The sequence below is a fragment of the Pseudocitrobacter sp. 2023LY-00077 genome (assembly GCF_055796175.1).
The window spans coordinates 142,637-156,829 of record NZ_JBSPEI010000008.1 but is presented as its reverse complement, the minus strand read 5'-3'; the positions used below and the strand labels follow the sequence as shown (position 1 = coordinate 156,829).

The window sequence follows — 14,193 nt, the reverse complement described above, 5'->3', positions numbered from 1 at the left end:
CGATGCTTGTCACTCTTTGCGATTATAAACAAAGCGTTACGCTAATTGCCGACAGCGGCGTGCAGTTTCTTGATTTTGGCTTAACGCCGCAAAGTTCCCCGGGCATTGGCCGCTTTGTGCGTAAAACCGCCAATGGCCCGCTGCTACGATTGAGCTGGGATGCCGCGCATCTGCGCTACACGCTGGCGGGCGATGCCCGGAATCAACCCGAGGTGGTCAAACCGGAAAGTACGCTGGATCTGCACCACTCGCTCAGCTTACTGGATGGCGTATGGCTTCCGCTGCCTTTTTTCCGCTTTAATCCGCCACGCACCTTCGTTGAGGGACCTGATAACTGGGCGCGCGTGCAAATCCGTAAGCTTGAAACGCCCGACAGTGCCGGTAATAGCCATCGCGTGACGTTAGCTTTCGATAGCCAGACGCGCAGTAATGACCCTGCAACACTGGCGCCAGTCGAGAATGACGTTCTCAACGGCACGCGCTTTGCGCTGGCCTGCCAGGATGACGAACTGACCGATTTTCTCGATCAGACGTGGATCGATGGCTGGCTGCGCGAGGCCTTTACCCAGGCGCTGCATCAACATGAACCGCGCAGCGAACAGGATCTGGCGCAAGCGATGCGGATGTTTGAATATCAGGGGCACTGGCTCAACATCGTCGCGATGCTTGGCGAACAGCTGGTCGTTCCGGAAGTAAAGTTAGTAACCACTACGCTTAGCACCCCTGCAATTCCAGTTGACCTGATTCTGGATGTCGGCAATACGCACACCTGTGGCGTACTGATTGAAGATCATGGCGACGCCAATGATGGGCTGCGGCAGACAGCTGAAGTCCAGGTTCGCTCGCTGAGTCAACCGCAATTTTTGAATGCGCCGATGTTTACCAGCCGGGTGGAGTTTGCGCAGACGCGGTTTGGTAAGCAGCACTTTTCTGTTGAAAGCGGGCGTGAAAATGCGTTTATCTGGCCATCACTGGTCCGCGTTGGCGACGAGGCTCGCAAGCTGGCAATGCAGCGTACCGGTACTGAAGGCTATAGCGGGCTTTCCAGCCCACGACGCTATCTGTGGGATGAAACGCCAACCGTGCAAAGCTGGCGCTTCAGCCAGTTAAACGGTAAATCACAGCGTGAACCGCTGGCGACGGCCTCGCCGTTAATGAATCTGATGAATGACGACGGCGAACCGCTGTTCAACCTCCCTCAGGATGAGCGAATGCCGGTATTTACGCCGCATTACAGCCGCAGTACGCTGATGACACATATGCTCTGTGAATTACTGGCGCAGGCGCTGGGTCAGATCAATAGCGTCGCCACCCGGTTACGCCTCGGCTTTCCGGCGTCGCCCCGCCAGTTGCGCACCCTGATCCTCACACTCCCCTCGGCAATGCCAAAACAGGAGCGTGAAATCTTCCGCCGCCGGATGTCTGACGCGCTGGCGCTGGTGTGGAAAGCGTTGGGCTGGCATCCGCAGGATGATGAATTTGATGCACGCCAGTGTCGAATACCGCTGCCGCAGATTCAAATGGCATGGGACGAAGCCAGCTGTGGCCAACTGGTTTGGCTGTATAACGAAGCGATTGCCCATTATTGCGGCCAAACAGAGGCGCTGTTTGCTGCGCTCGCCCGCCCGGATCGGCCTGAAGATCCTGACATTGCCCGCGAGCGCACGCTACGCGTTGCGTCTATTGATTTGGGCGGTGGAACCACCGACATGGCCATTACCCAATACCAACTTGATGATGGCTCGGGCGGCAACGTCAAAATTACGCCCCAGTTGCTGTTTCGCGAAGGCTTCAAAGTGGCAGGAGACGACGTCCTGCTGGATATCATCCAGCGCTGCGTCCTTCCTGCGTTGCAAACACATCTGCAACGAGCCGGTGTGAACGACGCTACAGCGTTGATGGCGACACTTTTTGGTGATTCTGGGCGACTGGATGCACTGGCAGTCCTGCGCCAGCAGACCACGCTGCAGCTGTTTATCCCCATCGGGCATGCCATTCTCGCCGCCTGGGAGCAGAGCGATACCGCCGATCCGTTTGCCGGACTGCACGCGACGTTCGGCGAACTGCTCGAACAACCGCTTACCCGCAGTGTGTTGAATTACATTAATCAGGCCGTAGAGCACGCGTTACCCGCTGAAAGCAAAACCTTTGATGTGCTGTCAGTACCGATGGCGGTAACGTTCCGCGACCTGCACGACGCTATGTTGGCGGGCGAGTTTACCCTCGCCGCGCCGCTGCACGCCTTGTGTGAAGCCATCACCCATTATACCTGTGATGTGCTGCTGATTACCGGCCGTCCCGGTTGTCTGCCCGGTGTGCAGGCGCTGATTCGCTATTTGCAGCCCGTGCCGGTGAGTCGCATGGTCTGGCTCGACCGCTACCCGGTACATGAGTGGTATCCCTTTAGCCAGCAAGGGCGCATTGGCAATCCAAAATCTACCGCTGCGGTTGGCGCGATGCTATGCAGCCTGGCGCTCGATTTACGCCTGCCGCACTTTAACTTTAAAGCGGCGGATATCGGAGCCTATTCCACCGTCCGTTATCTTGGCGTACTGGATAAAACCGTGAATACCCTGAGTGATGAAAATATCTGGTATCAGGATCTCGATCTCGATAAGCCTGGCGTGACCCTGGATGCGCGCCTCCATTTCCCGCTGCGCGGCAGCGTCACTCTGGGATTCCGCCAGCTCGCCAATGCGCGCTGGCCTGCCACGCCGCTGTATACCCTGAGCATCAACTCACCTGAGCTTGCGAAAGTCATCGCCGGTGACGGCGTGTTGCAGGTGCGACTGGCGCTTCAGGGAGGCACCAACACGGAATGCGCACGCTCATTTAGCCTGAACGATGCGTGGCTTGCCGACGGCACGCCGGTATCACCCCAGGCCCTGACGTTGAAACTGAATACCCTGGCCGACCGCCGACATCGCGGGAGCCATTACTGGATCGATAGCGGGAGCGTTTACTTAGCATGAATACAGAACAGGCGGTAATGGCATGGATTTCCACCACGCGCAAAAATGCACCAGGGCTGGACATGGATGCGGATGCGCTGCTGTTTCATCTGCTGGGTCTGAGCGCACAAAAGCACGCGCTGGAAGCATCCCGGCAGCAACGCGGCACGCTGGCACTATTCGGCCATTCACAGGTATCGAAGGCCTGGCTGCTGAACGCGCTGTGCGGCGAGGGTGATGATCGCCTGCCGATTTCGATGGGCGAAAAGCGTCTCGACTATTTCAATCACATTAATCCGGGCCATCAACGTTGCCAGATGGCACTGCGCTTTACGCGTGATACCCCTTCTCCCCATGATGCTTTCCCGTTGCGTTTACGGGTACTGCGGGAGGCACAGCTGGCGCAGGTCCTTATTGCTCACGCCGAGACCCGTACTTTTCGGGCACAGACGTTTCGTAAACGTCTGGCATTACTGCAAAACCTGCGTCAGCCGCAGATGACCGCTGCGGTTAGTGCTGAAGAGGTCGCCAACGTGGTGCATTACTGGCAATCGGTGGTACCCGCAGCACAGCAGGAGGTTGGCGAGAGTGAGTGGTATACGTTTGTTGAACTACTGCCGTCACTCGATCCCAGCGCCAGAACCCGCGCGTGGTCACTGCTGTGGGGCGATCGCCCCGATCTTACGCAGCAGTGGCAAACCCTGTCGCATGCCTTGCATTTACTGGGCAACGCGACCGATGTCTATGCACCGCTGAGTCTGCTGGTCGATACGTTCTTGCTGCCGACAGAGGGATTTTTATCCGCCGCCTGCGAGAACGATCCGTCAGTTCTGCTACAGCTGCCCGGCCAACAAACCGTCAATCTTTCTCGCTCCACGCTGGCGCTCCTGACGGCGGAACTGGTTTTATGCAGCCCGTGCATGGCGCTGGACGATGTCGATATCCTCGATATCCCTGCGCCACTGTTCGACGAGTCAGGCACATTGTGGGCCAGCAAGTGTCATTGGTTATTGGAAGCTTACCGCCAACAGCGGCAGCCTGATGTGTTGGTGATATGCAATGCCACCCACCAGCGAAGCGCCATTCCGCGTGTCGCCAAAGCCCTGAGCCAGTGGGTTGAGACAACACAACCACAACAGGATAGTGGCTTGCCGGGGCTGGTATGGGCTATAACCCCACGAGACGATCGCGCCGCGCATACCGTGCAGCATGATGAAGCTGTCCAGCATTTAGTCGGTAAACCTGGCCAGCGCTGGGGTGCGCTACACGCCTTTGACAGCAATAGTCTGGCGCGCCTGATCGAATGGCTTTCACGCGCCACGTTACGTTCAACGCGAAATCGCCGCTTTGATTCGTTAATCTCACAACACCAGCAAGCCCTCCAGATGCTCCTCAGCCCAATACTCAATGGGAAGGGATATCATTTTGCGCAATGCGAATCGATGATCCGCGTTCTTCAGGGCCAGGCGGCGCATCACGGCGAGTTGCTTGAAGGATTGCTCCCTTCTCTCGAACGTTTTAATGCCATCGCTGAAGTACAGCATTCACGTGAAGCCCGCGTGACAACCCAGATCCACTCCGTGGTCGATCTGTTTGCCGAACCCAAATCGCTGACATTGCCACAAAAGCAAACCCACGACGCTGGCACGCTGGCTTTCCGATTGTGGTGCCAACATGTTCGCCACTGGGGCCGTCAGCAAGCCAGCGCTGAACGGTTGGGAGTATCCCCGGCTACTTTGCAACAGCTTTGCGATACGCTGATTGCCATCAGTTCCCAACTGACGCTGGCAGAACAATTGCGCCACGCGGCCACACAGCATCAGGCGAACCCTGCGCAGCTTCGCGCCATGATAGGCAATTTCATATCCTGGCTCGGTTATGCCGGGAACAATACTGCCGAAAGACCCGCCAGCCGTGTGGCTGTAGGGCTTGCTATATTTGCCAACCCGCCAGCCCGAACATCGCATCGCCTGACGCAGCTTACTGAGCAGCCTGTACACGCCGCCAGCCGCTACGTATATGACTGGCTGGTGGCGCTTTACACCCGCGCAGGGGAATGTCAGGACGATATTTTTGCGATCTCAACACCCGACCGCCTGGCGCTTCAGCACATTCTTAAGGTGGTGTGAGCCATGTAGTAAGACAGAAAAAAAGTGTGCGAAATCCGTATGCTACATGGGCAGCCTCACAGCCGGACTCTACACTCAACGCGTCTTCCGTGCATATGAGGTCAACATGACAATAACCAGCCCCCTTTTTATTAACGGCGAAGCTTGCGCCGCTGCGGATAACGCAACTTACACGCGACTGAACCCCGTTACCGGCGACACGGCAAGCGTGGCATCGGCAGCCTCGCAACAGGACACCGAATGCGCGGCGCAATCTGCTGCCGCGGCCTTCCCTGGCTGGCGCGACACCTCGCCCGGCGAGCGCCGTCGTTTACTGCTTGCCGCCGCTGATGCGCTTGAGCATCGCCGCGAACAGTTTGTCGCTACCCTGCACGCAGAGACCGGAGCCACCGAACAGTGGGCCGGGTTTAACGTCCATCTTGGCGCGGAGATCCTGCGCGAAGCAGCAGCGCTAACGACCCAGATTGAAGGCCAGGTCATTCCCTCTAACACCCCAGGTAACATTGCGCTGGCTACGCGTCAGGGAACGGGGGTGGTACTCGGCATGGCACCGTGGAATGCGCCGGTTATTCTGGCCGTACGCGCTATCGCCACGCCGCTGGCCTGCGGGAATACAGTGATCCTTAAAGGATCTGAACTATCACCCGCCACACAGGGGTTGATCATTACCGCACTGGCTGACGCTGGAATCCCACCAGGAGTGGTGAACTACCTCACTTTCACGCCAGAATCTGCCCCCGCCCGCGTCGAACAACTTATCGCTCATCCGGCAATACGCCGCGTTAACTTTACTGGCTCTACCGCCGTTGGCCGAATTATCGCGCAAACCTGTGCCCGCTATCTGAAACCCGTCGTGCTTGAACTGGGCGGCAAAGCACCGCTGCTGGTTCTTGATGATGCCGATATTGAGCAGGCCGCCGCCGGAGCCACCTTTGGCGCATTTGCCAACGCCGGACAAATTTGTATGTCAACCGAGCGCATTATTGTTGATAACGCCATTGCGGCCCCGTTTATTGATGCGCTGGTCAACCGGGTAAACGGGCTCCCTAAAGGGCTGCTCGGCTCCGTGGTCGACATGAAAACGGTTGAGCGTTGCAATTCATTAATAGACGATGCGCTGGCAAAAGGTGCTCGTCTGCTTACCGGCGGCAAAGCGGATTCAACGTTGATGAAAGCAACCCTAATCGATGCCGTTACCCCGGACATGCGTTTATGGCATGAGGAATCCTTTGGCCCGGTAAAAGCCATTATTCGCGCGCGTGATATCGATGAGGCTGTCAGTATTGCTAACGATAGCCCCTACGGCCTCTCTTCTGCCGTGTACAGCCGCGATACCGCCCGCGCGTGGAATGTTGCGCAGAACCTGCAAACCGGCATTTGCCACATCAACGGGCCAACCGTTCATGATGAGGCGCAGATGCCCTTCGGCGGCTGCAAAGACTCGGGCTATGGGCGCTTTGGCGGCCGGGCAGGTATTCATGAATTTACTGAACTGCGCTGGATAACAATGCAAACCCAGCCACGGCCGTTACCTTTCTGATTATGCCCTTACTTCGGCCTACGGGCCGGAGTGTTTGTTCTGCGTCGCTGAGAAGATAGCATCCAGCGACTCCGCCAACAGGGACGGATTTTCCCATGACATACAGTGCCCGGCATCAGGAATAATGTGTAACGGTATACCCGCTGCGGCTACTTCATCCGCATCCGAAGCGGGGAGTGAATGCGCACCATAAATTAGCGCTTTTGCGCACTTCAGCGCCAGAAAACGTGACATCCAGTCAGGCGATACACCGTCGACAAGGCTCTTCGCCGCACGCCATAACGCCCAGGGAGCCGTGTTCTGCACACAGCCTGCCCACGGCGTGGTTTCTGCCGCGACTAACCGGGTAAAACCGGTAGCAATAAATGCAGCTTCCGTCTGTTCAACAATCTTGCAGCTGAACATACCGCCTCCGGGATAAAAATTGGGCTCAGAAACCACCAGGGTACGCACGCGGTGTCCTAATAGCTGCGCCGCTTCAATCGCAATGCTGCCCCCCATACTGTGACCATAGAGATAACAGTCATTGATGTGCAAATGGGTAAGAAGCTCAGCTATAACCTGAGCCTGCGCGCTGACGCTGAACGAGTAATCCGCCGGTTTGTCACTGTAACCACTACCGGGGAGATCGATCAGCAATGCGCGACGGTTGCGGAAGGCTTCATCAACAACAATACGGGGATATTCGTAGGAAGAAGCACAGCCGAGGCCGTGAATAAAAACGGCAGGAACGCCCTGACCCGGTAAGTCATGAAAGCGAACGGTGGCACCGGCAATGATCGAGTAAAAAGACTTCATGGGTAACCTCCTGATGAATGACTGTAATTTTATACAGTACCACACATTAGGTTACCAGCAGGTTGTCCGGAATCAGAACAATGAGAGCATCAGGGCAACGGGGAAGCTAAACGGCCAGGTCGCGCCAATCAATACGGTCGCCATCAGGCGAACGGTGGGGGTTTCTTTGGTCAGGAACCAGGTGATAAAAGCACAGAGAGTCGCCATCACGGCGTAGAAAATCAGCATATTCTGGTACAGCGTCATCCAAATTGCCCGCATAATAAATTAACAACCGGGCGCAATATGCTATTTTTTTTGATGTAGATCAAGTTCGACTAACGGAGTACAGACGGAGTATTTGCCGTTTCGTTCACCGCTTTATATTCATAACCACCATTTAATAGTATTGCGAAACTGATAAATGCGGACTATAAATCCTCTGGTTAACTCACAAAGGGCATAATAATGGACGTCTCAAGCAAAACCGTTGTCTTGATTAATGTCGTCGCAGCAGTGGGTCTGGCTTCGTTGCTGCTCGCACGCTTTAGCTGGCTGTCTTAAGGGTTTAGCTGCAAAAAATCAAAAGCAGTGTGCTGTCTGCTTTTGATTTTTGCTACTTAACGCCCTGAAAAGGCAGAGGTATATACGGTTCTTGACGCGGGTTCCAGTGCGCCATTATCCGGATTGTACTGCGGAAGAGGATTCACCTTTTCCATATCCCATACCGAGGCTACGCATGCTGCTTCAGCGCCACCCTGTTGTGTACAATCTACCGCGCGATGAGCTGAAACATGTGTTCCGACTCCAATAACTGCCATCAATGCAATGGCGCAAAATACCGTCTTATTCATAACCGATTCGAATACCAGAATTAATAACGGCGCGGATCCTCGCACGTTGTTCCTGATATGTCAAAACGGCGGTTCAGGCTTAAAAGAGTGAAAACAGCAGCGCTACGGGGAAGCTCAGCGGCCAGGTTGCGCCAATGAGCAGCGCGCACAGCAAGCGAATACCCGGCTTATCGCGGGCCAGATACCAGGTTGTGACACCGCTCACGACGCCGATCGCCAGATAGACCATCATCATTTTTTCAAACACCGTCATTTTTGTTCGTGCCTCCTTGCTGACTGTCGCGCGTACTATGCGTTATTCCTTTTCACTGCAATTCCTGGACGATCACAAAACCACGCAGCGCGCAATAACCAGGAAAAGTGCCCGATTACTGCGCAATTAATAGATGAGTGGAAATGATACTTAAGCTAAATATGGACATCGCGGCTGTTTTCGTGGAGCATTCACCAAACTAATGAATTGCCAAAGAGCAAACCTGCACCATCGCGTTACGAACTGGGTTTAATTAAGTAATGATTAGCATGAGCACTCGGTTATCTGCCAACCTGTGGAGCATCGCTTCACGTGCGTCTGGCGGAACCGGTTATTAACGCGACACATCAACGCCGAATCAGGGAAAGGAGGCGGTTAAAAGCAGCATCAATAGTACTCTTACTATTGATTGTGGTCGCGGGCGTCGCGGACCATTATCTGACCATTGCCACTGATAGCGAAAACGCCACGGCGCATCATCAGTTGCACGACGATAACAGGGAATAACCCCCACGCCATGATAATGCCAGCCCCTACGGGCTGGCTTTTTTATGCCCGCTTAACGAGCCTGTGCGTCAAGTTCATCGAACACCTGCTGCGCCAGATGCATGGTGGCGTTGGCCGCGGGCAGACCGCAGTAGAGGGCCGAATGCATAATCAACTCTTTTAGTTCGTCACGCGTCACGCCGTTGTTGAACGCCGCGCGAAGATGCATTTTGAGCTCGGCTTCCCGGTTAAGCGCAATCAGCATAGCGATGGTTATCATACTGCGCGTGTGGTGATCCAGCCCAGGGCGCGTCCAGGTTTCGCCCCACGCATAGCGGGTGATAAAGTCCTGAAACTCGCTGTTTAACGGTTTAAGGTTATCCAGCGTGCGATTCACGTGAGCATCGCCCAGCACTTTACGCCGCACGTTCATCCCCTGTTCGTAACGTGATTTATCGTCCATTCTGCCCCCGAACAAATGCCGCTAAGGCCTCAGTAAACGCAGCAGCCGCTTCGACGTTGGAGAGATGCGATGCACAAAGCGTAATCGCCTGCGAACCGGGAACGTGCTGATGCAGAAAATCCGCATCGGCCACGGTTGTCACCGGATCGTGCTCCCCGGCGATAATCAGCATCGGCACGCGAATTTCTGCCACTTCACCGCGCAAATCGGCAGCGGCCAACGCTTCACAGCATTCGGCGTAGCCTTCGGCTTCCGAGCGGGCGAGTTGATGCACCAGTTGCTCAACCGTTTCCGGTTCATGTTGGCGGAAGGCACGCGTAAACCAGCGGTCTGCTGAACCCGCCGCCACCACATCCATGCCCTCTTCCCGCACCGTACGCGCGCGCGAAAGCCAGGCTGACTGTTCGCCGATTTTCGCTGCGGTATTTGCTACGCTAACGGAGAAAAAACGCTCCGGCGCAAAACGCGCCAGCCAGATGCCCGTCAGGCCGCCCATTGAGATGCCGCAAAAATGGGCTTTCGCAATATTGAGATGATCGAGCAGCGATATCACGTCTTCGCCCAGTTGCGCGAGGGTCACTTTCCCGCGTTTTGTCGTCTGACCGTGACCGTGTGTATCGTAACGCAGCACGCGAAACTGTTGTGTTAATGCGGCGAGCTGCGGCTCCCACATAGAAAGCGAGGTACCAAGGGAGTTGGAAAGGACAATCACAGGCGCATCTTGTGGCCCGTCAATTTGAAAGTGAATGTTCATGACACTGCTCCTTGTAACGCGCCAGCACCTGGCGCACAAAATGGTCACTGCTGCCCAGCGCAGTGGTCGGGTCAAGCAGCTGCGCCAGCGTTGACGCAGAGAGGTGTTGGCTTATCAGCGGGTCATTTTGTAATAGCTCAATCAGCGATTGATGCCGATCGATAGCCTGATGACAGTGCTTTTCGACAAGATGATGCGCATCGGCTTTACCGATAAATTCAGCCAGCGCCAGCGTGACGGCTTCCGCCATAATCAGGCCATGGGTGATCTCCAGGTCGGCACGCATTTTGTCTGCATTGACCTGCATCCCGCGCAGCAGGTAATCGCTTTGCGCCATCACCCCACCCACTAATGAAATGAGTTCAGGAAGCACTTCCCACTCGGCCTGCCAGCCGCCGAGCGCACGTTCATGCTGCTGAATCTGGCTGGCGTAGAGCGTCGCCATCAGCCCCGGGGTGCGCTGCGCCGCCGTCAGAATCGCCGCACAGCTTACCGGGTTGCGTTTATGCGGCATAGCCGATGAGCCGCCGCGCCCTTCGGCAATGGGCTCGCTCACTTCCGCCACTTCAGTCTGCATTAATAAAGAGAAATCGTTCGCAAATTTTGCCAGCGTGCCGCAAAGCCCGGCGTACCACGCGCCGACCTCCAGCAACCTGTCGCGCTGGCTGTGCCACGGCGTGTCGGCAAGCGCCAGATTCAGCGTTTGCGCCAGCGCGTCGCCCACCTGTGGCCCCGAGGCTTTTAGCGATGCGAGCGTTCCCGCTGCGCCGCCAAGCTGAAGAACCAGTACACGTGGTCGGAGCTGGGTTAACCGTTCCTGCCAGCGCAAGAGCGCATCGAGGGTTCCGGCGAGCTTCAGACCGAAGGTAATGGGAAGCGCGTGCTGCATCCAGGTTCGCCCCGGCATAATCGTGGTGCGATAGCGCTCAACCTGCTGCGCCAGAATGGCGGTAAGCGCGGCGAGATCGTGGTCGGTTTGCATTAACGCCGCGCGTAATTGCAGCACCAGCCCGGTGTCAATGGCATCCTGACTGGTTGCCCCCCAGTGCACATAGCGAGCCGCATCGGCGTCCTGCGTCTTCACCTTCTGAGTGAGCTGTTTAACCAGGGGAATCGCCAGATTTCCGGCATTGGCAGCGGCAGCAGCCAGCGCCGGAAAATCGATGTTGTGGAACTGACAGGCAGTAACGATAGGCTCTACCGCGGAAGCCGGAATCACACCGCACCGGGCCTGAGCCCGCGCCAGCGCGGCCTCAAACTCCAGCATCCCCTGCACCACCTGTTCATCGCTGAAAAGACTCGTTAGCGCGCCTGAGCGCAATAACGGGGTCAACAAACTCATTCCTGCTCCTTAAACGCGTTCAATGATCAGCGCAATCCCCTGACCTACACCAATACACATGGTGCACAGCGCGTAGCGTCCACCGGTACGACGCAGCTGATACGCCGCAGTCATCGCCAGACGACCGCCGGATGCGCCCAGCGGGTGACCCAGCGCAATCGCGCCGCCATGCGGGTTAACGTGCGCCGCATCGTCAGGCAAGCCCAGATCGCGCAGCACCGCCAGCGCCTGTGCGGCAAAAGCTTCATTCAGTTCTATCACATCCATCTGGCCGAGCGTTAACCCGGTTTGTGCGAGAACTTTACGCACCGCAGGCGCCGGGCCAAAGCCCATGATGCGTGGCGCAACGCCCGCCGTTGCCACGCCAACCACGCGCGCCAGCGGCTGTAAATCGTTCTGCGCCAGCGCCTGTTCGCTTGCCAGCAGCAGAGCACAGGCACCGTCGTTAACCCCGGAGGCATTTCCCGCCGTCACCGTACCGTCAGCGCGAACCACACCTTTCAGCTTCGTCAGCGCCTCCAGTGAGGTACTGCGCGGATGTTCATCCTGAGTAAAACTCAGCGGCTCGCCTTTGCGCTGTGGAATGGAAACCGCAATCAGTTCGTCGGTAAAGATACCGTTGGCCTGCGACTGTGCGGTACGCATCTGGCTGCGTAACGCGAAGGCATCCTGATCGGCCCGCGAAATGCCAAACTCTTTCGCCACTTTTTCCGCCGTCTCCGGCATCGAGTCAACGCCGTAAAGGGCTTTCATCTGAGCGTTAACAAAGCGCCAGCCAATAGTGGTATCTTCCATTTTCATGCTGCGGCTAAACGCGCTTTCCGCCTTGCCCATCACGAACGGCGCACGCGACATGCTTTCTACGCCGCCCGCGATCATTAACTGCGTTTCACCGCTTTTAATGGCGCGCGCCGCCACACCGATGGCGTCAAGGCTTGAACCACACAGACGGTTAATAGTGCTGCCCGGCACCGTTTCCGGATAACCGGCCAGCAACAGCGCCATCCGCGCCACGTTGCGGTTATCTTCCCCCGCCTGGTTAGCACAGCCGTAAATCACATCATCAATACGCGCCGGGTCGAGGCCGCGGTTGCGTTCCAGCAGTGCTTTAAGCGGCAGTGCGCCAAGATCGTCCGCACGAACGCTGGATAACGTACCGCCGAAACGACCAAACGGTGTACGCACCGCATCGCAGATAAATGCTTGATTCATCATAGTTCCTTACGCGGTTTCCGCCACTTGTTGGTTAATCAGTTTGACCGGGGTGACGCGCTGCAACTCGTCAAAAGAGAGGTCATTGAAAATTTCGCGTACCACCGGGCCTTTTGCGGTGATATCGATGACAGCGAGGTCGGTATAGATACGGCTGACGCAGCCCACTCCGGTCAGCGGATAAGTGCAGTGCTGTACCAGCTTGCACTCACCGTCGCGCGTGAGGTGATCCATCATGACGAAGACCTGACGCGCGCCGATAGCCAGATCCATCGCGCCGCCTACCGCCGGAATGGCATCCGGTGCGCCCGTGCTCCAGTTCGCAAGATCTCCGCTGGCCGAAACCTGATACGCGCCAAGTACGCAGATATCGAGGTGACCGCCGCGCATCATGGCAAACGAGTCGCCGTGATGGAAAAAGCAGCCGCCCTGCAAAAGGGTGACATACTCTTTGCCCGCATTAATCAACTCAGGATCTTCTTCACCCGGCTGCGGTTTTGGCCCCATGCCCAGCAGGCCATTTTCGCTGTGCAGGAAAATTTCTTTATCTGCCGGCAGATAGTTGGCGATACGCGTTGGCAGGCCGATACCGAGATTCACGTAAGCCCCTTCAGGGATATCCTGAGCGACGCGTTTTGCCATATCGTCACGAGACAATTTTTGCATTGAAGGCTCCTTATGCGCGCTGCGCGTGTGCGGTAAGATTTTCCAGCGAGAAGACGCGCTGAACGAAAATCCCCGGGGTGATAATGTTTTCCGGGTCCAGTTCACCGAGCGTGACCAGATTCGAGACTTCCGCCACGGTCGTTTTGGCCGCCGTAGCCATAATTGGCCCGAAATTTCGCGCCGCTTTGCGATACACCAGATTGCCCCAGCGATCCGCCTGATGGGCTTTAATCAGCGCGTAGTCCGCTTTAATCGGATATTCCAGCACGTAATGACGCCCGTCGATTTCACGCGTTTCTTTGCCTTCGGCCAGCGGTGTGCCGTAACCGGTTGGGGTAAACACCGCACCCAGCCCGGAACCTGCCGCCTGAATGCGTGCCGCCAGGTTGCCCTGCGGCACCAGTTCCAGTTCAACTTTGCCACGGCGATAGAGGTCATCGAAAATCTGCGAGTCGACCTGGCGCGGGAATGAGCAGATCATTTTGCGTACCCGGCCCGCTTTGAGCAGCGCCGCCAGGCCGATCTCACCGTTACCCGCGTTGTTGTTGATTATGGTCAGGTCGCGCGCACCCTGTTCAATCAGCGCATCAATCAGGTAGGTCGGTTGTCCGGCGGGGCCAAAACCGCCAATCATGATGGTCGCCCCATCGGGGATCCCCGCCACGGCATCGATCAGTGTCGATACACTTTTATCAATCATCAGGTTGCTCCTTGATGTGCGGTTATCGCACTTTTATTCGTTGTTCGAACAAAATGTGACCCGGTT

General features: G+C 56.5%; 13 protein-coding genes. 4 read left to right on the top strand and 9 right to left on the bottom strand.

The genetic code is table 11. From position 1 onward, the window contains the following. Nucleotides 1-2 precede the first annotated feature (2 nt). The 3 genes from ACWWFX_RS12535 (at nt 3) to ACWWFX_RS12525 (ending at nt 6,620) form a co-directional block, all read left to right on the top strand. The gene (locus ACWWFX_RS12535; RefSeq protein WP_473223927.1) at nt 3-2,972 is read left to right on the top strand and encodes a virulence factor SrfB; all 2,970 of its coding nucleotides are present in this window, start codon (nt 3-5) and stop codon (nt 2,970-2,972) included. Continuing rightward, nucleotides 2,969-5,080 carry a virulence factor SrfC family protein gene (locus ACWWFX_RS12530; protein WP_473223926.1) on the top strand — a complete coding sequence of 704 codons (2,112 nt, stop codon included), beginning with the start codon at nt 2,969-2,971 and terminating at the stop codon, nt 5,078-5,080. Before ACWWFX_RS12535 ends, ACWWFX_RS12530 begins: the two co-directional genes overlap by 4 nt. Before the next feature lie 106 nt (nt 5,081-5,186). Beyond that, entirely contained in the window at nt 5,187-6,620 is a 1,434-nt protein-coding gene (locus ACWWFX_RS12525) for an aldehyde dehydrogenase (protein ID WP_473223925.1), read from the top strand. Nucleotides 6,621-6,638: 18 nt separating this feature from the next. Here the strand turns inward: ACWWFX_RS12525 and ACWWFX_RS12520 are convergent, their stop codons facing one another. Both ACWWFX_RS12520 and ACWWFX_RS12515 read right to left on the bottom strand, forming a co-directional pair. Further along, nucleotides 6,639-7,418 carry an alpha/beta fold hydrolase gene (locus ACWWFX_RS12520; protein WP_473223924.1) on the bottom strand — a complete coding sequence of 260 codons (780 nt, stop codon included), beginning with the start codon at nt 7,416-7,418 and terminating at the stop codon, nt 6,639-6,641. A gap of 72 nt (nt 7,419-7,490) precedes the next feature. Beyond that, nucleotides 7,491-7,664 (bottom strand): GhoT/OrtT family toxin, encoded by a 174-nt coding sequence (locus ACWWFX_RS12515; protein ID WP_071843511.1) that lies wholly within the window; start codon nt 7,662-7,664, stop codon nt 7,491-7,493. Nucleotides 7,665-7,865: 201 nt separating this feature from the next. Here ACWWFX_RS12515 and yncL point away from each other — a divergent pair, with 201 nt between their 5' ends. Continuing rightward, a complete protein-coding gene (yncL, locus tag ACWWFX_RS12510) occupies nt 7,866-7,961 on the top strand; it encodes a stress response membrane protein YncL (protein ID WP_015964321.1) in 96 nt (31 codons plus the stop codon). Nucleotides 7,962-8,330: 369 nt separating this feature from the next. On the opposite strand, the gene ACWWFX_RS12505 is transcribed toward yncL, so the two are convergent. The 7 genes from ACWWFX_RS12505 to ACWWFX_RS12475 all read right to left on the bottom strand — a co-directional run bounded on the left by ACWWFX_RS12505 (nt 8,331) and on the right by ACWWFX_RS12475 (nt 14,127). After that, nucleotides 8,331-8,504 (bottom strand): GhoT/OrtT family toxin, encoded by a 174-nt coding sequence (locus ACWWFX_RS12505; RefSeq protein ID WP_276220099.1) that lies wholly within the window; start codon nt 8,502-8,504, stop codon nt 8,331-8,333. A gap of 559 nt (nt 8,505-9,063) precedes the next feature. Beyond that, complete coding sequence (gene pcaC / locus ACWWFX_RS12500; RefSeq protein ID WP_015964318.1) at nt 9,064-9,453, bottom strand: 4-carboxymuconolactone decarboxylase; 390 nt, start codon at nt 9,451-9,453, stop codon at nt 9,064-9,066. Next, a complete protein-coding gene (pcaD, locus tag ACWWFX_RS12495) occupies nt 9,443-10,207 on the bottom strand; it encodes a 3-oxoadipate enol-lactonase (RefSeq protein WP_473223923.1) in 765 nt (254 codons plus the stop codon). Before pcaD ends, pcaC begins: the two co-directional genes overlap by 11 nt. Beyond that, nucleotides 10,185-11,549, bottom strand: coding sequence for a 3-carboxy-cis,cis-muconate cycloisomerase (locus ACWWFX_RS12490; protein WP_473223922.1), 1,365 nt, complete (start codon nt 11,547-11,549; stop codon nt 10,185-10,187). The genes pcaD and ACWWFX_RS12490 overlap by 23 nt, the downstream gene beginning before the upstream one ends. Before the next feature lie 9 nt (nt 11,550-11,558). Further along, the gene (gene pcaF / locus ACWWFX_RS12485) at nt 11,559-12,761 is read right to left on the bottom strand and encodes a 3-oxoadipyl-CoA thiolase (protein ID WP_473223963.1); all 1,203 of its coding nucleotides are present in this window, start codon (nt 12,759-12,761) and stop codon (nt 11,559-11,561) included. Between the two features lie 9 nt (nt 12,762-12,770). Next, the gene (locus ACWWFX_RS12480) at nt 12,771-13,427 is read right to left on the bottom strand and encodes a 3-oxoacid CoA-transferase subunit B (protein ID WP_015964314.1); all 657 of its coding nucleotides are present in this window, start codon (nt 13,425-13,427) and stop codon (nt 12,771-12,773) included. A 10-nt stretch (nt 13,428-13,437) separates the two neighbouring features. After that, the gene (locus ACWWFX_RS12475; protein WP_276220096.1) at nt 13,438-14,127 is read right to left on the bottom strand and encodes a 3-oxoacid CoA-transferase subunit A; all 690 of its coding nucleotides are present in this window, start codon (nt 14,125-14,127) and stop codon (nt 13,438-13,440) included. Nucleotides 14,128-14,193 lie beyond the last annotated feature (66 nt).

Coding starts and splice junctions, on each gene's coding strand:
- ACWWFX_RS12535 (WP_473223927.1), top strand. CDS start 3: ATGCTTGTCACTCTTTGCGATTATAAACAAAGCGTTACGCTAATTGCC.
- ACWWFX_RS12530 (WP_473223926.1), top strand. CDS start 2,969: ATGAATACAGAACAGGCGGTAATGGCATGGATTTCCACCACGCGCAAA.
- ACWWFX_RS12525 (WP_473223925.1), top strand. CDS start 5,187: ATGACAATAACCAGCCCCCTTTTTATTAACGGCGAAGCTTGCGCCGCT.
- ACWWFX_RS12520 (WP_473223924.1), bottom strand. CDS start 7,418: ATGAAGTCTTTTTACTCGATCATTGCCGGTGCCACCGTTCGCTTTCAT.
- ACWWFX_RS12515 (WP_071843511.1), bottom strand. CDS start 7,664: ATGACGCTGTACCAGAATATGCTGATTTTCTACGCCGTGATGGCGACT.
- yncL (WP_015964321.1), top strand. CDS start 7,866: ATGGACGTCTCAAGCAAAACCGTTGTCTTGATTAATGTCGTCGCAGCA.
- ACWWFX_RS12505 (WP_276220099.1), bottom strand. CDS start 8,504: ATGACGGTGTTTGAAAAAATGATGATGGTCTATCTGGCGATCGGCGTC.
- pcaC (WP_015964318.1), bottom strand. CDS start 9,453: ATGGACGATAAATCACGTTACGAACAGGGGATGAACGTGCGGCGTAAA.
- pcaD (WP_473223923.1), bottom strand. CDS start 10,207: ATGAACATTCACTTTCAAATTGACGGGCCACAAGATGCGCCTGTGATT.
- ACWWFX_RS12490 (WP_473223922.1), bottom strand. CDS start 11,549: ATGAGTTTGTTGACCCCGTTATTGCGCTCAGGCGCGCTAACGAGTCTT.
- pcaF (WP_473223963.1), bottom strand. CDS start 12,761: ATGAATCAAGCATTTATCTGCGATGCGGTGCGTACACCGTTTGGTCGT.
- ACWWFX_RS12480 (WP_015964314.1), bottom strand. CDS start 13,427: ATGCAAAAATTGTCTCGTGACGATATGGCAAAACGCGTCGCTCAGGAT.
- ACWWFX_RS12475 (WP_276220096.1), bottom strand. CDS start 14,127: ATGATTGATAAAAGTGTATCGACACTGATCGATGCCGTGGCGGGGATC.